An 18,198-nucleotide genomic window follows, 5' to 3' on the forward strand; every position below is an offset into this window, starting at 1 on the left:
TTAACGTACTCTGCCCCGCGCGTCTTGCCTGACATCCGCTGCCGGCTTCACGGCGCCCGGGCGGGAACAGGGACACACCCGACTTCGACGCCCCACGACACAAGACAACAGCCATGGCAACTCTTCCCCAATACGACGCGGCCCCGTCGCGCCCCCTGTCTCGCGGAGACATCAAGGTCCTGTCGCTGTCCGCCCTCGGCGGCGCGCTGGAGTTCTACGACTTTATCATCTTCGTCTACTTCGCCACGGTCATCGGGGCGCTGTTCTTCCCGCCGGAGATGCCCGAGTGGCTGCGCATGGTGCAGACCTACGGCATCTTCGCCGCCGGCTATCTGGCGCGGCCGCTGGGCGGCATCATCATGGCGCACTTCGGCGACCTGCTGGGGCGCAAGCGGATGTTCACGCTGTCGATCTTCCTGATGTCGGTGCCGACCCTGCTGATCGGCTGCCTGCCCACCTATGAGACGATCGGCTACGCCGCACCGCTGCTGCTGGTGCTGATGCGCATCCTGCAGGGCGCGGCGGTGGGCGGCGAGGTGCCCGGGGCCTGGGTCTTCGTCACCGAGCACGTCTCGCGCAAGGACGTCGGTCTGGCCTGTGGCACCCTGGCCTCGGGGCTGGTCGCCGGTATCCTGATCGGCTCGATCATCTCGGCCTTCTTCAAGTCCTACTACAGCGCCGAAGAGATCAGCGCCTACGGTTGGCGGGTGCCCTTCCTGATCGGCGGGGTCTTCGGCTTCATCGCGGTCTACCTGCGCCGCTACCTGGAAGAGACCCCGGTGTTCGCCGAGATGCGCGCCAAGAAGGCGCTCTCCCAGGGGCTACCGGTCAAGCGGGTGCTCTCCAGCCATCTCGACAGCGTGGTGCTGTCGATGGGCGTGACCTGGATCCTGACCGGCGCCGTGGTGGTGGTGCTGCTGCTCACCCCGAGCCTGCTCAAGAGCCTCTACGCCATCGATGCCTCCTATGCCAACGTCTGGGCCATCGTCTGCACCGTGTTCGGCAGCATCGCCGCCGGCTGGTGCGCCGACCGCCTGGGCAGCGGCGTGACCCTGATCCTGTGGAGCCTGCTGCTGGGTGGCGCCTATTGGGTGATGATGCACACGGTGCCAGAGGACCCCAGCCAGCTGCTGTGGAGCTACTGCCTGGCCGGGTTCGGCGTGGGTATCGTCGGCGTGGTACCGACCATCGCGGTGAAGTCGTTCCCGGCAGTGGTGCGCTTCTCGGGGCTGTCGTTCTCCTACAATGTCGCCTATGCCATCTTCGGCGGCTTCACCCCGGTGGTGGTGTCGACCCTGATGATTTCGCATCCGGCGGCGCCGGCCTACTACATCGCCGCGCTGGCGCTGCTCGGCGTGCTGATCGGGCTGTTCCTGCTGTGGGCGCCGGGCGGCCGTCGGCTGGCGGTGATGCCGTCGTGAGATCTCCGCGCCCCGCCACACGGGGCGCGTCACCCGGAGCAGGGCGATGCCCGCGACCCTCGAACAGCGCATTCTGACCCTCTCCATCGCCGCCACCCTGGTGGTCTCTGCCCTGGGCGTGGCACTGGGCCTGATCTCGGGCTCGGAGGCGATCCTGTTCGACGGCGTCTTCTCCTCGATCGATGCGGCGATGTCGATGCTGGCGCTGGCGGTGACGCGGCTGGTGATGCGCGAATCGACCCGCCGTTTCCAGCTCGGCTACTGGCATCTGGAACCGATGGCCGCGGCCTTCAACGGCGCGGTACTGGTGCTGCTCTGCTTCTACGCCTTCCTCAACGCCCTCGGCACCTGGCTCAAGGGCGGTAGCGAGCCGCAGCTTGGGCTGGCACTGGGCTACGCCGTGGCGGTGAGCCTGATCTGTTTCACCCTGTTCTTCTGTGAGCGCCAGCTCAACCGCCGTGCGCGCTCGGAGTTCGTGCGCATCGATCTGCAGAACTGGCTGATGGCGGGGCTCATCACCAGCGCGCTGCTGATCGCCTTCCTGCTCGCCTGGGCGATGGAGGGCACCCGCTACGCCGGCTGGATCCCCTATGTCGACACCACCCTGGTGATGCTGTTGACCCTGGTGTTCGTGCCGATCCCGCTGCGGATCGTCTACCGCGCCATGCGCGAGGTGCTGATGGTGGCGCCGTCGCGGCTCGACAGCGAGGTGCGGGCGGCGATGGCACCGGTCATGCGCCGCGAAGGGCTGCTGGCCTTCGACAGCTACGTGGCCAAGAGCGGTCGCGTGTACACCATCGAGGTGCATATCCTGACCACCCCCGAGTTCGCCCGCGACGGCGGGATCGCCGTGTGCGACGAGATTCGCGCCGAGATCGCCGCCGGGCTTAGCATGCCCGCCGAGCAGCGCTGGTTCACCGTTGCCTTCACTGCGGATCAGCGCTGGCTGTAGCGGCCTCCCGCGGGCTGCCGGCCGCCTGCACCAGTGCGCGGATCAGGCGCTGCTGGGAGCGGCTGAAGAGCATCATCTCCGGGTGCCACTGAACCCCGATCAGGAACGCATGGTGTTCGCTCTCGATCGCCTGGACCAGTTCGTTGCGATCCCGCGCCACCACCTTGAGACCCTCGCCGGGGCGATCCACCGCCTGGTGGTGGAGGCTGTTCACCTGGCAGTAGCGGCGGTTGAGAATCTCGGCCAGACGGCTGTAGGGATCGATCTCCACGCGCTTGCGTGGCAGCACCGTGCGCCGATTGCGGATATGTCGGTAGGTGGACTGGATATCGCCGATCAGGCTGCCGCCGAGATGGATGTTGATCATCTGTGCGCCGCGGCAGATGCCCAGGATCGGCAGCCCGCGCGGCAGGCAGGTGGCGAGCAGGTCGAGTTCGAGCTCGTCGCGGGCGGGGTCGATGCGCACGTCGAGCTGCATCTCGCCGCCGTAGCGCTGGGCGCCGATATCATCGCCACCGCCGATGATCAGGCCATCCAGTTCGCGCTGCAGCGGGCGGGCCGGTGATACCCGCAGCGGCAGCCCGCCGGCGCGCCACACCGAGATCCAGTCGCACCACCACGCCATGCGGCTCTTCTGGTCCGAGGTGGTGATGCCGATCAGCGGCCGCCGGCCGCGCTTCTCACCGGCCATCAGGAGCGCATCCAGCGCTGCAGCGAGTCGAGCCAGCGGCTCAGCGTCGGCTGCGCCAGGTGCTCGCGGTAGGCCGCGCAGCGCTCGGCCAGGCGCGCCGGGTCGGCGGCCAGGCGCTCGACCTCGACCCAGCGGTTCCACTCCAGGCTGGCGCCCCAGTCGGGATCGGAGAGCGAGGCGTTGGGCAGCCGGTAGTGGTAGGTCGGACGCGGCTTGACCAGCCCCTCCTGCAGCAGCGGGCTGGGGTGGTCCGGGGCCAGCCAGGCAAACAGCGGCAGCAGGTCGAGCTCACGGTTGCGGGTGGGGTTGGCCTCCAGGTAGTCGTCGATCAGCTGCGGCAGCGTCGGCTGGTAGTCCGGGTCGAGCACGAGGCTTGCGTAGGTCTCGGAGAAGGGCCGGGTGTGCGGCAGCATGTCCCGGGTAAGGTCGACCACGATCTGGTCGCGCAGCCACTCGGCCAGGATCAGATAGGCGCGCAGGTGGGCAAGTACGCTCTCCACCTCCGGCGCCGGAATCTCCGGATTGAGGTGCAGCCCGAAGGCGTAGATCAGGCTGGCATCGGTGCCCTCGGCGCCATGGCTACGCAGGGCGTCGAACAGTGCATCGAGCTCGGCCAGGGCGTGCCATGGCAGCGGCGGGCAGACGATCTCGGTGGGCACCAGCCCGGCGACCATGTCGCCCAGCCATTCGCGGGTACGTGAGTGCAGGCTGGCACGCAGGTGCTCGCCGATGCCCGGCGGCTGGCCGTTGTCCGACTGCGCGCGCGCCAGCAGTGCGGCATCCGGATGCACGTACTGACTGTCGAGCTCGATATGGAAGGTGCCCCAGGGCGTGTCGGCGACCCGCAGGCGATGGGCGCTGTCGTGCTTGAGCGTGCCGCCGAAGGTCGCCTCGACCAGACGCGCGGCGGCCAGCGGGGCGATGCCGGCAAACTCGATCTCCACCCCGACGCAGCGGGCACGGCCATCACGGTTGTCGGGTTGCGGGGGCGTTGTCAGGGGCACATCGGACTCCTTGCCGGTACGCGGTGGCGCGGCCACGGGTGAGTGATCGTGGCGATGATTCGACGGCATCAGAGCAGCTCGTTCATTCAGAGCCTAGCAGGCCTGAGAGTGGATGACAGTCGCCTTGTCAGGATCCGGCAGACCTTGGCGGATGATCGGCGCCGCGGGCAGGGGCGCAGGGCGCGTCATCAGCCCCAGTGGCTGAGTACCACGCCGCCCAGAATCAGCCCACCGGCCACCAGGCGTTCGCGTCGCAGCGGCTCCTTGAGCCAGATCACGCCGATGGCGATGGCGAACAGCACACTGGTTTCGCGCAGCGCCGCGACCAGGGCGATCGGTGCCTGGGTCATCGCCCAGATGGTGATGCCGTAGGCGCTCAGCGAGAGCGCGCCGCCGATCAGCCCGACCCGCCAGTACCCGATCAGGGTCGGTAGCACGCCCGGCCCGCGCATCAGCACCAGCGTCAGCAGCATGCCCAGGCCATCGAGCAGGAACAGCCACACCACGTAGCCGGCGGCGCTGCCGTTGACCCGTGCGCCGCTGCCGTCGGTGAGGGTGTAGCCGGCGATGAACACCGAGGTGATCAGGGCATTGGCCAGGGCCGTGCGTGACAGACGGTGTTGGGCACTGCCGCGAAACGCCATGCTGAAGATACCCAGGACCAGCAGTGCGATGCCGGCGTAGCCGAAGGCGGTGGGCGAGTCGCTGAGGGCGAAGGCCCCAACCAGGGTTACCAGCAGCGGCGCGCAGCCGCGGGCGATGGGGTAGACCTGACCCAGGTCACCGCTGCGATAGGCGCGGGCGAGGAACACGTTGTAGCCGATGTGCAGGAAGGCGGAAGCGACCAGCCACGGCCAGGCAGCGGCGCTGGGCAGCGGCACGAAGGCGACGCAGGCCAGGGAGATCAGGGCGCAGGCGACCTGGATCAGCGACAGGCTGAGCAGACGATCGAGGCCCACCTTGACCAGGGCGTTCCAACTGGCGTGCATCAGGGCGCCGGCGAGCACAGCGAGGAGAATGGGTGTGGTCACGACGTGTCCTGGTGCCGGTTTTCGATTCCGGTTCTGCGCTTGCGGTTTTGCGACAAGAGCGCCGCCGTCGTGGCGCGGCCCTGTCATCGGGTTGTCATAGTCTGCCCCAGCCCGGTCGCGGCGTCGATCCCGTGTGCTGGGCGCGCCGTGCCGGGGTAGGATAGGCAGCCTGTCGACCCGGTCGAATCTCTGTTCTTTGGGAGCGTGAATGTTCAGCGTCCTGCACGCCAACCACCTCGAGGATCTGCGCGATTTGTCACTGGCGCTGATGCAGCGCCAGCGTCTGGCGCCGCTCACCCCCGAGACCTTTCTGGTGCAGTCCAACGGCATGGCGCAGTGGCTGCGGCTGTCGCTGGCGGAGGCCGATGGCATCGCTGCCTCGGTGGACTTCCCGCTGCCGTCGAGCTTCGTCTGGCGTGCCTACCGCGCGGTGCTGGAGCGCGAGGGCGCGCCGATTCCGCAGCACTCACCGTTCGACAAGCGTCCGTTGGCGTGGCGCATCCTGCGCCTGCTGGAGCACCGGATCGCGGCGGAGCCTGAGGTATTCGCGCCGTTGGCGCACTATTTGTCCGCTGACGCGGGAGCCGCAGGCGCTTTGTCCGCTGACGCGGGGTCCGCCGCAGGCGCTTTGTCCGCTGACGCGGGGTCCGCCGCGGGCGCTTTGTCCACTGACGCGGGGTCCGCCGCAGGCGATTTTTCCACTGACACCGGGGCCGAGCCGGCATCGGACAGCGCCGGCGCGCCGGGGTCCGCCGCCGAGCAGGCCGAGCGCAAGCGCTGGCAGCTCGCGGTGCGCCTGGCGGATCTGTTCGACCAGTATCTCAACTATCGGCCGGACTGGCTGGCGGCGTGGGAGCAGGGCGAGACGGCACCGACGGATCTGCCCGCCGACCAGCGCTGGCAGCCGGCGCTGTGGCGGGCGCTGCTGGAGGATGCCGACCCGGCCGAGCGCGAATTCCATCGCGCGCGGCTGCACGGGCGCTTCGTGCGCGCCGCGCGGGCCCTCGACGCCTGCCCGCCGGGGCTGCCGCCGCGGCTGTTCGTGTTCGGCATCTCGGCGCTGCCGGCGCAGCTCCTGGAGGCGCTGCACGCACTCTCCGGCGTCATCGATGTCTTTCTGATGATCACCAACCCCTGTCGTCACTACTGGGGCGATATCGTCTCCGACCGTGAGGCGATCAAGCGTGCCGGGCGCCTCTCCGCCGCTGCCCAGACCCGCCAGCAGGAGCGCCACCCGGAGGCGCCGTGGCTGTGTGAACTCGATGAAGAGGCGCTGCATCTGCAGGCCAACCCGCTGCTCGCGGCCTGGGGCGCTCAGGGCCGGGACTTCATCGTCGGGCTCTACGAATTCGAGAGCCAGGATGGCGGCTTCGACGTCGAGACCGATCTGTTCCAGGACCCGGCCTCGACTGGGGCGCCCTCACTGCTCGCGCAGATCCAACAGGACGTGCTCGATCTGCGCCATCCCGGCGAGCTGGCGCGGGAGCAGGGCCACAAGCGCACCATCGCGGCCGACGACGCCTCGTTGTCTTTCTACCGCGTGCACTCTCCGCTGCGCGAGGTCGAGGTGCTGCACGACCGCCTGCTCGCTGCGTTCGACGAGGCGAGTGCGGCGGGGGCGCCGCTGCGCCCCCGCGACATCCTGGTGATGGTGCCGGAGATCGATATCTACGCCCCCTATATCGAGGCGGTGTTCGGCCAGTACGCGGCGGACGATCCGCGCCACGTGCCGTTCACCATCGCCGATCAGGTGGCCAGTGAAACCCATCCGCTGATGGTGCTGGTGCTCGCGCTGCTGGAGCTGCCGGAGCGGCGGCTCGGGGTGAGCGAGTTGCTCGATGCCCTCGACGTGCCGGCGCTGCGGGCGCGCTTTGGCATCGACGAGGGCGAGCTGCCGCGGCTGCGCCAGTGGCTGGCGGAGAGCGGCGTGCGCTGGGGGCTTTCTGCCAGCCACCGCCGCGCGCTGGGCTTTCCTGCGCTGCACGAGAACAGCTGGGCGTTCGGCCTCGAGCGCATGCTGTTGGGGTATTCAACCGGCCCGCTGCCGCCGGAAGCAACCGGCCCGCTGCCGCCGGAAGCAACCGGCCCACTGCCGCCGGAGTCGACCCGGGCGAATGCGACAGAGTCAGCGGCGTGGCAGTTCGACGCCATCGTGCCCTATGACGAGGTCGGCGGGCTGGAGGCGGATCTCGCCGGACGCCTGGCGGAGCTGGTGGCGGCGCTCGAGGCGCAGCGCGCCGAACTCTGTGCGCCGGGGACGCCGGCCGAGTGGCGGGTGCGCCTGGGGGCGCTGCTGGCGCGGATGTTCCAGCCCGCCGGGCTCGACGAGCACGACGTCCTGGCGCGGGTCGATCAGGCCCTGGGGCGCTGGCAGGCGAGCTGTGAGCTGGCGGCCTTCTCCCAGCCGATCGGGCTCGGCGTGGTGCGCGACGCGCTCAAGGCGGAACTCGACGAAGGTGGCCTGGCGCAGCGTTTCCTCGCCGGCAAGGTCAACTTCGCCACCCTGATGCCGATGCGCGCGATCCCGTTCCGCCATATCTATCTGCTGGGGATGAGCGACGGCGCCTATCCGCGCACCCGCCAGCCGCAGGATTTCGATCTGATGGCAGGGCGTGCGCGCCCCGGTGACCGTTCGCGGCGCGACGACGACCGCTATCTGCTGCTCGAGGCGCTGCTCTCCGCCCGCGACCGGCTGACCCTCTCCTGGGTCGGCTTCGACCAGCGCGACAACACCCCGCGGCCGCCCTCGGTGCTGATCGGCGAGCTGCTCGACATGCTCGAGCAGGGCTGGCAGCCGGCCGGTAATGACGTCGAGGGCGACGATCCCGAGCGACGCCTGGCCGAACGCCTGATCGAGACCCATCCGCTGCAGCCGTTCTCACGCCGCTACTTCCTGGCCGATGACCCACGCTTCACCTATGACGCCAGCTGGGCGCCGCTGCATGGCGCGGCGGCGAACGAGAGCGCGGCGGGGCAAGAAGAGACAGGGCTACCGGAGACGGCGCGGCGCCAGGCCGAGGCGAGCCACCCCGGTGACGCTGGCACGTCTCCCCAGCCCCCGGCGGAGGCGCTCGGGCTGAACGACCTGCAGCGTCTGCTGCGACGCCCATGGAGCGTCTATCTCGGGCGGCTCGGGGTGCGCTTCCAGAGCGCCGAGGTACCCGACGAGGATAGCGAACCGTTCACGCTGGATGCGCTCGAGGACCACACCCTGAGGCGTGAGCTGCTCGATGCCGGCCGCCGCGGCGAGCCGCTGGTGCAGGTGGCCGAGCGCCTGCGCCTCGCCGGACGCTTGCCGGCGGCGGGGTTCGGCCAGGCGCTGATCGAACCGCCGCTCAAGCGCCTGAGCGCGCAGCTGGCCAGCTGGCGCGGGCTGACCGCGACGTTCACCGCCGGTGCGCCGACACGCTTGCACTTCGTCGCACCGGCGGCGGGCACGACCCCGGCACTGGCGCTGGAGGCGCGCCTCGATGAGCTCTACCTGGGCGACGAGGGGGCCGAGCTGGTCACCCTGGAGACCAGCCACTTCGGTCACTTTCGTCCCGAGGGCGAGGGGCCATGGAAGAAACTGGGCAAGCCGCACCGGCTCCACGCCGGCTATCTGCGCTGGCTGCTGGCCAACGCCGCGGGAGAACACGCTACCGCCTGGAGCGCGCTGTTCGAGGATCGGGTGCTGCGCTTCCCGCCGCTGGAGCGGGCGTTGGCGCGCGAGACGCTGGCCGCCTGGCTGGCGTGCTGGTGGCGTGCCTGGTGCGCGCCGCTACCGGCTGCCGGCGAGCTGGCCAGGACACTATGGGGCCAGTGTGGCAGCGACACCCTGGCGGCGCTGGCCGCCGGTGAGCCGCCGGAGGCGGCCCTGCGCGACACCCTGGCGGCCCAGTTCGAGGCCGGCAACTTCCAGGTCGAGGCGCTGATTCGGCGCGAAGGGGCGCTGGGGCAGCTATGGCCCGATTTCGACAGCTTCGCCGCCGCCGGCGGTGTGGGCGAGAGTGTCCGCCACTATCAGCCGCTGCTCGACGCCATGCGCCGTGCGACGCAGCGTGTTCACGCCACGGGAGAGCGTTCATGAGCGAGAGCGTCGTCGCCCTCGAACTCGACAGCCTGCCGCTGACCGGGCGCCATCTGATCGAGGCCAGCGCCGGCACCGGCAAGACCTTCACCCTGGCCGCGCTCTACGTGCGCCTGGTGCTCGGCCCGTTGCCCGGGAGTGAGACGCTCGACTTCCCGCGTCCGCTGACCCCGCCGGAGATTCTGGTGGTGACCTTCACCGAAGCGGCCACGGCGGAGCTGCGCGAGCGTATCCGGGCGCGGCTCAAGCAGGCCCGCGAGTGGCTCCTGGCGAGCCCTGATGCGCGCCGCGACCGCGTGCTCGCGACCCTGCTGGCGCCACTGGTGGCGGCGGGCGAGACGGCCTGTCGTAGCGGTGCCCGGCGCCTCGATCAGGCCGCGCGGCTGATGGACGAGGCGGCGATCTTCACCATCCACGGCTTCTGCCAGCGCATGCTCACGCGCCACGCCTTCGACGCTGGCGCGCGCTTCTCCGCCGAGCTTTTGCAGGAGGGTCGCCCGCTGCTGACCCAGGTGGTCGAGGACTACTGGCGGCGCGAGTTCTACCCGCTCGACGCGCGCTGGCAGCGCCAGATTCGCGCCCACTGGAGTGGGCCGGAGGCACTGGCCGCGGCACTGGCGCCGCTGCTCAAGGATGGCCAGCCGCAGCCGCTGTGGGTCGGCGGCGAGGCGGTGGACGCGCCGCAGACGCTGGCGACGCTGTTCGCCGGCGCCGAACAGACACTGAGCGCGCGCGAGACGATCGAAGCGGCGCTGCGCGCGAGCTGGGACGAAACGGCGATCCGCGAGGTGTTGGCCCAGGCGTTCGAGGCCGGGGCGCTCAACAAGCGCAGCTACAAGGTCGAGGAGCTGGACACACGCCTGGCGGCTTACGCTGCCTGGCTTGCCCGCGGCGAGTTCGAGGCGGCGGAGGAGATCAGCGACAGCAGCGGGCGCTTCTGGCTGGGGCAGGCCAAGCTCGAAGGCGCCACCCGCAAGGGCGCCACGCCACCGGCGCACCCCTTCTTCGCTGCGCTCGACCGCCTGGCCGAGCACGGGCGGCCGTTCGATGCCATTGCCGCCCGCGTGCTGGTGCACGCCCGCGACCGTGTGGCCCAGGCCTTCGCACAGGAGAAGCGGCGCCAGGGCGTGTGGGAGTTCGCCGATCTGCTCAACGATCTGGATGTGGCGCTGACCCCCGCGGCCCAGGCCGGTGACGAGGCCGCCGCATTACGCCTGGCGGCGCGGATCCGGCACGAGCTGCCGGTGGCGCTGATCGACGAGTTCCAGGACACCGACCCGGTGCAGTACCGGATCTTCTCGCGTCTCTACCGTGCGCCGCAGAGCGACCCGGCGACCACGGCGCTGCTGATGATCGGTGACCCCAAGCAGGCGATCTACGCCTTCCGCGGCGCCGACATTCACACTTATCTGCGCGCCCGGCGGGCCACCCCGAGCCGCTTCACCCTGCTGCGCAACTTCCGCTCCACCGAGGCCATGGTGGCGGCGACCAATGCGCTCTTCACCGGCCATCCGGAGCCCTTCGGCAGTGCCGAGATCCCCTTCGTCGCGGTGGATGCCGGCGCCAAGTCGACGCATCTGGTGACCCAGGAGGGCGCCCCGGTGGCGGCACTCGGCGCCTGGTGGCCGGATAGCGAGCGCTACGCCCAGGGTGACTATCAGGCGCGTATGGCGACGGCGACCCGGGCCGAGGTGCAGCGGCTGCTGGAGGGCGCGTGGCGCTTTACCGGGGAGCACGGCGAGCGCACGCTCAAGCCCGCCGACATCGCGATTCTGGTGCGCAACGGCCCCGAGGCGCTCAAGGTGCGCCGGGCGCTGGCCGAGGGCGGCATTCGCAGCGTCTATCTCAGCGAGCGCTCCAGCGTGTTCGACACCCCGCAGGCGTTCGAGCTGTTGCAGCTGTTCGAAGCGGTGGCGCAGCCGCGTCAGGATGCCCGGCTCAAGGCCGCACTCGCCTCGCGGCTGCTCAACGACAGCCCCACGGCGCTGGAGGCGCTGCTCGCCGACGAGCTGGCCTGGGAGCGCGAGGTCGAGCGCTTCGGCGACTATCACCGGCTGTGGCAGCGGCGCGGCGTGCTGCCGATGCTGCGCGCGGTGATGCGCGACTTCCGCATCGCCGAGCGTCTGGCCGCACGCGCCGACGGCGAGCGCGCCCTGACCGACCTGCTGCATCTGGGGGAGCTGGCCCAGGCCGCGCAGCAGCGACTCGACGGCGAGCAGGCGCTGCTGCGCTGGTGGCATCGGGCGCTGCAGGCGGGTGAGACGAGTCTCGACAGCCAGGCCCTGAGCCAGCGCCTGGAGAGCGACGAAGATCTGGTGCAGGTGATCACCGTGCACAAGTCCAAGGGGCTGGAGTACCCCATCGTGCTGCTGCCGTTCGTCTGCTCCCACCGCCCGGCGGAGCCCGACCGCCAGACGCAGCTGCTGGCGCTGCGTCCGCCCGACGGCGAGGGCAGTGTGATGGTCGCCAGCCCCGACGAGGCGCAGCGGCGCGACGCCGATCTGGCGCGACTCGACGAGGATGTGCGGCTGCTCTACGTGGCGCTGACCCGGGCGATCTTCGCCTGCCGTCTGGGCGTGGCCCAGGTGGGGCGCGGACGCAGCCGCGGCGGCTGTCTCCACGAGACTGCGCTGGGGCGGCTGCTCGGCAGCCAGGCCGAGGATGACGGCGAGGCGCTGCTGGCACGCCTGCAGGCCGCGCAGCGCGCCGGTTGGCTCGAACTCTCCGCGCCGCCGGAGCCGCCGTCCTGGCGCCTGCGCCAGGCCCAGGCGGAGAGCGCCACCAAGCCGGCGCGGCGCTTCCAGGGGGCGATCGACGACGACTGGTGGATCGCCTCTTACACCGCGTTGATCGCCGACGCTCGGCTTGGCGATGGCGAGGATCTGCCGGCGACTCTGGACGTCGAGGTGAGCCAGGAGCGCGATCCGGTGCCACGGCCGCGGATTCGCTCGCTGATCGACTTTCCGCGCGGGCCACGGCCGGGCACCTTTCTGCACGGCCTGCTCGAACGTCTCGATTTCGATCGTCTCGCGACTCCGGCCTATGCCCAGGAGGTACGCCGCGAGGTAGCGCGTGGCCTGGCACTGGGCGGCTACGAGGCGGACTGGGGCGAGCTGCTCAGTGACTGGCTCACCCAGCGCCTGTGCCAGCCGCTGCTGCGCAGCGCTGCGGGTGAGGTGCGGCTGACCACACTCTCGGCGTGGCGCACCGAACTCGAGTTCTGGCTGCCGGCGACGGCGGCCTGGAGTGCGCCCCTCGACCGCCTGGTGAGCCGACTGGAGCCGCTGCCCGGGCAGCGCCCGCGGCTGGCGCCGCGCAAGCTCAACGGCATGCTCAAGGGCTATATCGACCTGGTGTTCGAGGCCCACGGGCGCTGGTACGTGCTCGACTGGAAATCCAACCACCTGGGCGATGACCCCGCCGACTATCTGGGCGAGCGGCTGGCGGCGGCGATGGTCGCGCACCGCTACGACCTGCAGTACGTGCTCTACGTGCTGGCGCTGCACCGGCTGCTCGCGGCACGCCTCGAGGATTACGACTACGCCCGCCACATGGGCGGCGCCTGCTATGTGTTCCTGCGCGGGCTGGCGTCGGAGGCTGTCGACACGGCCCCCGAATCCGCGCCGGGGGGGGGCCATGAGACGCCTATCGAGACGGCGCCCGATCCTGCGCCCGGCGTCTTCTTCCGCCGCCCGTCTCAGGCGCTGATCGAGGCGCTGGACGCCTGGCTCGATGGCGATCAGGGGCCGGCCAACGCACTGCTGGCCTCGGCCGAGGAGGTCGAGACATGAGTTCGCAAGATCACGACATGCCGCCGCAACCCCGCGCGAGCGATCAGTTCTCCCTCGATCTGGCGGCGCCGGCGCCACCGGTGCTGCAGCGGGAGGGGCTGTTCGCGGCCCTGGCGCTGTGGGTCGAGCTGGGCTGGCTGCGTCAGCTCGACCGCCACTTCGCGCGCTTTCTCGCGGCCCACGACGCTGATTCAGCCACCGGTGGCGATCCGCTGGTGTGGCTGGCGGGGGCACTGGTGAGCCACCAGGCGGGGCGCGGCCATGTCTGCCTCTCGCTGGCACGGACACTGGCAGCGCCACACTCGGCGCTGTCGCTGCCGCCGCTGGATGGCGGCGAGCCGCCGGCCACCCCGGTGACGCTGCCGGAGCAGCTGCTGGCCGGGCTCGATCTCGCCGGCTGGCGTGAGCGGCTGGCGGCCTCACCGCTAGTCGCCAGCGCCGAGGTCGCCGCCGCCAGCGCCACGCCGCTGGTGCTGGAGGGAGATCAGCTCTATCTGCGCCGCTACTGGCAGGCGGAGTGCGGGGTGGCGGCACGGTTGCGCCAGCGGTTGGGCGGCAGTCTGCCGGTGAGCGATGCCATGGCCGCGCCGCTGGCGGCGCTCTTCGCCGGCCATGCCCAGGCGGCGGATGCCCCCGACTGGCAGCGGATCGCCTGTGCGCTGGCGCTGCGCCAGCGGCTGACGATCATCTCCGGCGGCCCGGGCACCGGCAAGACCACCACCGTGACACGGCTGCTGGCGCTACTGCAGCAGCAGGCGCTGGCCACCGGGGCAGCACTGCGGATCCGGCTCGCTGCACCCACCGGCAAGGCCGCCGCGCGGCTGTCGGAGTCGATCGCCGGCGCGGTCGCCAAGCTGCCGGTGGCGGAGGGCGTGCGCGCGGCGATACCGCAGGAGGCGCAGACCCTGCACCGCCTGCTCGGGGCGCGGCCGGACACGCGGCATTTCCGCCACGATGCCGAGACGCCCCTGAGTCTCGACCTGCTGGTGGTCGACGAGGCCTCGATGGTCGATCTGGAGATGATGGCCGCGCTGCTGGCGGCGCTACCGCCCCAGGCGCGGCTGATTCTGCTCGGCGACAAGGATCAGCTCGCCTCGGTGGAAGCGGGCTCGGTGCTCGGCGATCTCTGCGTCGGTGCCGGGGTGGACCGGGAGGTCGGCTACACCGAGGCGACCCGCGCCTATCTGGCCCGGGTGGGTGGCGAGTCGCTGCCGCCAGCGGCGATCGCCAACCCGTTGGCGGATCATGTGGCGATGCTGCGCCGGAGCTTCCGCTTTCACGCCGATAGCGGTATCGGTGCGCTGGCCCGTGCCGCCAATGCCGGCGATGGCGACGCCTTTCTGCGCTGCCTGGGCGGGGAGTACGCCGATATCGAGCGTATCGGCAGCGAGGGCGCGGCCTTCGAGCGTCGGGTGGTGGAGGGCTATCGTGCACTGTTTGCGGCCCTCGCCCGCGGCGCGCCCGCCGCCGAGCTGCTGGCACTGCAGGGGCGCTTTCAGGTGCTGTGTGCACTGCGCCGAGGGGAGTGGGGTGTCGAGGGGCTCAACGCGCGCATCGCCCAGATTCTGCGGCAGCAGGGGTTCATCACGCGCACCGATGGCTGGTATGCCGGGCGCCCGGTGATGGTGACCCACAACGATCCGCAGCTGGGGCTCTACAACGGCGATCTGGGGCTGACCCTGGCCGATGCCGACGGGCGCCTGCGGGTCTGCTTCGTGCAGGGCGATGGGGTTCGCCAGGTGCTGCCCTCGCGCCTGGATGCCGCCGCCACCGCCTTCGCCATGACCGTGCACAAGTCCCAGGGGTCGGAGTTCGAGCATGTACTGTTCGTGCTCCCGGCGCGGGCCAACCCGATCGTCACCCGCGAGCTGATCTACACTGGCATCACCCGGGCGCGCTCGCGTCTGAGCCTGGCACTGGCGGGTGGGCCGGGGCAGAGCCGTACGCTGCGCGAGGCGATCGCCCGGCGCGTGGTCCGCGAAAGTGCGATCGCCGAGCGCCTGCTGCGCCACGCCCCCGCGCACCACGGTGACGAGGGCACGCCCGAGATGCTGCGACCCTGAATCATCGACTCTGAATCACCCCAGAAGGAACCGGGCATGAACGACGCGCAACGCGTTCTCCATTGGCAGGATCTGACCGGCCCGGAGCTGGCCGCACGGGTCGAAGCGCACACGGTGGCGGTACTGCCGCTGGCGGCGATCGAGCAGCACGGGGCGCATCTGCCGCTCTCCACCGATCTGGATATCGGCCTGGGCCTGCTGGCGGCCGCGACAGCTGAGCTTGAAAACCACGGGCTGGACAGCCCGGGCACGGTGGTGGTGCTGCCGCCGCTGGCGCTGGGGGCGAGTCTCGAACATACCGCCTTCTGCGGCACCCTGAGCCTGATGCCGGAGGCCGCGATCGGGGTGATCGAGGCACTGGGCGAGGCGGTGAGCCGGGCCGGTATCCGCCGTCTGGTGCTGTTCAACAGCCACGGTGGCAACAAGGCGGTGATCGATCTGGCCGCGCTCAAGCTGCGTGCTGCCCATGGCATGCTGGTGGTCAAGGCCAACTACTTTCGCTTTGCGCCGCCGGCCGAGGCGTTGCCCGCCGCCGAGCTGCGTCATGGTCTCCACGGTGGGGCGCTGGAGACCGCGATGATGCTGCATCTGGCACCCGGGAAGGTGCGCCGCGAGGCACTGACCAACGCGGTCTCCGAGGCCCAGCGCCAGGCCGATGCCGGCGCCCGGCTCGGCCCCGAGGGCGACGCCGGCTACGCCTGGATGGCCCAGGATCTCCACCCCAGCGGGGTCACCGGTGATGCGACGCTGGCCGATGCCGCCACTGGAAGCCGGCTGGTGGCCCACTTCGCGGCACGGCTGGCGGAGGTGATCGAGGCCGCCGCCGAGTTCGATCTCTCGACGTTGCGCTAGGTGTCGTAACGCTCGGCAGGTGGGGCTGCGCGTGGTTCAGGACGCTGGCAGAGGGCGGAGCCGATGTCCGGCTCCGCCGCAGCGCGATGGCGTGGGGGGCGTGAAGCGAGGTGTTACTTGGTCACCGGGCGCTTGAACGGCGCCACTCGGGTCTCGCTCTCCTGGCCCAGCACCTCCTCCAGCCAGTGGCCGGCGCGCTTGGCCTTGGCATCGAGATAGCGCTGATTCTGTCGGGTCAGCTTGCCGTAGACGCCGCGCCGATTGACCACTTCGATGCCGCCCTGGGCCATGGCGTTGAGCTTCTCCGGATTGTTGGTGAGCAGCTCGATGCGCTGGATCTGGAGCTGTTCGAGCATCTCCAGGGCAACGCCGTAGGTGCGCTCGTCCTCGCCGAAGCCGAGCACCTGATCGGCATCCACGGTGTCGAGCCCGCCATCCTGCAGGGTGTAGGCGCGTAGCTTGTTGGCCAGGCCGATGCCGCGCCCCTCCTGGGCCAGATAGAGCAGCACGCCACCACCGCGCTCGTCGATCGCGCGCACGCTTTCGCGCAGCTGCTCCCCGCAGTCGCAGCGCAGGCTGCCGAACAGGTCGCCGGTGAGACAGGCCGAGTGCAGGCGTACCGGCACGGCGTCGTTCCAGGCTTGAGTGTCACCGATCAGAATGGCGATGTGCTCGCGCATGCCGTCGGCCTCGCGGAACATCACGAAGCGGCTCTCCTCGGCGTGGGAGAGGGGGATCTGTGCCTCGCTGGTGCGCTTGAGAAAGTGCGAGCGGTGCTCGGCGTAGGCATCGATCTGCTCGGCGGGCAGCGCCAGCACCGAGCCCTCGGCGACCAGCGCCTCGACCTGGGCGCGGCGTTCGACGGTGATCTCGGCCACCACCGCTGCAGGGATCAACAGGCCGATGCGCATCATCTCCAGCGCCGCCCGAGCGCCGGGTGAGGCAGGGGCCGGGCGGCTGTCGGCGGGCAGGCGCCCGTCCTCGGCACTGGCCCAGGCAATCACCTCCTCGGCGGTATCGGCGGCGTCGATCGGCAGTAGCGCCGCGGCAGCGTCGTTGTCGATACCCAGCCGTGCCAGGCGGTGGCGGGTCAGGGCCAGCGCCGGCTGGCTGCCGCTCAGCGCCTGCAGGGCAGCCAGCGCCTCGTCGTCACAGCCTTCCAGCGGATGCACCATGACATCGCTGCCGTCGGCCCTGACCAGTACCGGCAGGCCGCGTCTCAGGTCGAAAATCGCTCGTTCTACCTGTCGCATCTCATCTCTCCTTACGCATCATCCATGATTCAAGCCGGGTCTGTGGCATTACCGCCGGGCGTCGGCGCCCGCGGTAGGGTTTGCTAACCTTGAACGCGTGATCTCCGTGTCGCGCAGTGACGCCGGTGGCGTCCTTACCCCCCAGTCTGGCCGAGGAGTGCCCATGACCACCAGTTTCGAGAGCGCTGCGAACATCGATACGCCGCTCGCCTGGCGTTGGATTCGCGATATTGCCGCGGCGACGCGGCGGCAGCGCTTCGATGGCCGGATCGAACGAGACGGTGTGCGCCTCGAGGTCGATGCGGGTGGTGGCTGGCGCAGCGACGCTCGGGTGGACGCCGAGGCGGCGCAGCTGCTGTCGATCTGGCTGCCGTGGTGCGTCGCCGATCTCAGCCACGGTCCGCAGCTCATCGCTCAGCTCGGCCAGAGTCTGGATGGGCGCATCGCCACGGTGACCGGGGCCTCTCACTATGTCACCGGTCAGGCCAGCCTGGTCCATCTGCACCGCACCCGGGCGCTGGTGGATGCCGTGGTGGTGGGTGCCGGCACGGTGGAGGCCGATGACCCTCAACTGACGGTGCGCCATGTCGAGGGCGACAACCCGCTGCGCGTGGTGCTCGACCCGCGCGCCCGGGTCTGCGCGACGCGGGGTGTGTTCACCCGGGATCTGGCGCCGACCTGGCATCTGGTGGCCGCGGCGCGCGCCGAGCAGGCCGCTGCGGATAGGGCCCGCCAGGGCGCGAGCCATGTCTCGGTCAAGCCGTTGCAGGTCGATGCCGCGGGGGTTGATCCGGCCGACGTGGTGGCGCTGCTGGCCGAGGGCGGCTGCCGGCGCATTCTGGTCGAGGGCGGTGGGCTGACCATCTCGCGCTTCCTCGAGGCCGGTCAACTCGATCGGCTGCACAGCGTGGTGGCGCCGATGATCATCGGCTCCGGCCGGCCGGCGCTGACGCTGCCCGAGATCGAGACGCTGGATCGGGCGCTGCGTCCGGCTTGTCGCCACTTCACGCTGGGCGAGGACATGCTGTTCGATGTCGATCTGCGTCGTGGCGCGGCGACCTGAGGCCGGAT

At 70.4% G+C, this 18,198-nt stretch carries 11 protein-coding genes; 7 read left to right on the forward strand and 4 right to left on the reverse strand.

What is annotated here, in order from left to right:
* Positions 1 to 113: 113 nt before the first annotated feature.
* Positions 114 to 1,421 carry an MFS transporter gene (locus tag DOM66_RS11010; RefSeq protein ID WP_110690145.1) on the forward strand — a complete coding sequence of 436 codons (1,308 nt, stop codon included), beginning with the start codon at positions 114 to 116 and terminating at the stop codon, positions 1,419 to 1,421.
* 46 nt (positions 1,422 to 1,467) lie between these two features.
* The gene (locus DOM66_RS11015) at positions 1,468 to 2,373 is read left to right on the forward strand and encodes a cation diffusion facilitator family transporter (protein ID WP_110690146.1); all 906 of its coding nucleotides are present in this window, start codon (positions 1,468 to 1,470) and stop codon (positions 2,371 to 2,373) included.
* Here the strand turns inward: DOM66_RS11015 and DOM66_RS11020 are convergent.
* The 3 genes from DOM66_RS11020 to DOM66_RS11030 form a co-directional block, all read right to left on the reverse strand.
* A complete protein-coding gene (locus DOM66_RS11020) occupies positions 2,348 to 3,064 on the reverse strand; it encodes a gamma-glutamyl-gamma-aminobutyrate hydrolase family protein (protein WP_110675497.1) in 717 nt (238 codons plus the stop codon). The two genes, DOM66_RS11015 and DOM66_RS11020, sit on opposite strands and share 26 nt — an antisense overlap.
* Entirely contained in the window at positions 3,064 to 4,068 is a 1,005-nt protein-coding gene (locus DOM66_RS11025) for an amidoligase family protein (RefSeq protein ID WP_407071985.1), read from the reverse strand. The genes DOM66_RS11020 and DOM66_RS11025 overlap by 1 nt, the downstream gene beginning before the upstream one ends.
* A gap of 188 nt (positions 4,069 to 4,256) precedes the next feature.
* Complete coding sequence (locus tag DOM66_RS11030; RefSeq protein WP_110675499.1) at positions 4,257 to 5,099, reverse strand: EamA family transporter; 843 nt, start codon at positions 5,097 to 5,099, stop codon at positions 4,257 to 4,259.
* A 208-nt stretch (positions 5,100 to 5,307) separates the two neighbouring features.
* Here DOM66_RS11030 and DOM66_RS19570 point away from each other — a divergent pair, with 208 nt between their 5' ends.
* The 4 genes from DOM66_RS19570 to DOM66_RS11050 are packed head-to-tail and all read left to right on the forward strand — an operon-like array spanning position 5,308 to position 15,874.
* Positions 5,308 to 9,168 (forward strand): exodeoxyribonuclease V subunit gamma, encoded by a 3,861-nt coding sequence (locus DOM66_RS19570; protein ID WP_157959036.1) that lies wholly within the window; start codon positions 5,308 to 5,310, stop codon positions 9,166 to 9,168.
* Positions 9,165 to 12,959 (forward strand): exodeoxyribonuclease V subunit beta, encoded by a 3,795-nt coding sequence (gene recB / locus DOM66_RS11040; RefSeq protein WP_157959037.1) that lies wholly within the window; start codon positions 9,165 to 9,167, stop codon positions 12,957 to 12,959. The genes DOM66_RS19570 and recB overlap by 4 nt, the downstream gene beginning before the upstream one ends.
* Positions 12,956 to 15,022 carry an exodeoxyribonuclease V subunit alpha gene (gene recD, locus DOM66_RS11045; protein ID WP_245392415.1) on the forward strand — a complete coding sequence of 689 codons (2,067 nt, stop codon included), beginning with the start codon at positions 12,956 to 12,958 and terminating at the stop codon, positions 15,020 to 15,022. Before recB ends, recD begins: the two co-directional genes overlap by 4 nt.
* A gap of 36 nt (positions 15,023 to 15,058) precedes the next feature.
* On the forward strand, positions 15,059 to 15,874 hold the full coding sequence (locus tag DOM66_RS11050; RefSeq protein ID WP_110690149.1) for a creatininase family protein: 816 nt from the start codon (positions 15,059 to 15,061) through the stop codon (positions 15,872 to 15,874).
* A gap of 113 nt (positions 15,875 to 15,987) precedes the next feature.
* Here the strand turns inward: DOM66_RS11050 and ribA are convergent, their stop codons facing one another.
* Positions 15,988 to 17,127: a GTP cyclohydrolase II RibA gene (gene ribA, locus DOM66_RS11055; protein WP_110675503.1), complete on the reverse strand. Its 1,140-nt coding sequence runs from the start codon at positions 17,125 to 17,127 to the stop codon at positions 15,988 to 15,990.
* Positions 17,128 to 17,290: 163 nt separating this feature from the next.
* On the opposite strand from ribA, the gene DOM66_RS11060 reads away from it, so the two are divergent.
* Positions 17,291 to 18,190: a RibD family protein gene (locus tag DOM66_RS11060; protein ID WP_110690150.1), complete on the forward strand. Its 900-nt coding sequence runs from the start codon at positions 17,291 to 17,293 to the stop codon at positions 18,188 to 18,190.
* The last annotated feature ends 8 nt before the right edge of the window (positions 18,191 to 18,198 follow it).

Origin of the sequence: Salinicola endophyticus (assembly GCF_003206575.1) — a bacterium.
Taxonomy (GTDB): domain Bacteria; phylum Pseudomonadota; class Gammaproteobacteria; order Pseudomonadales; family Halomonadaceae; genus Salinicola; species Salinicola endophyticus.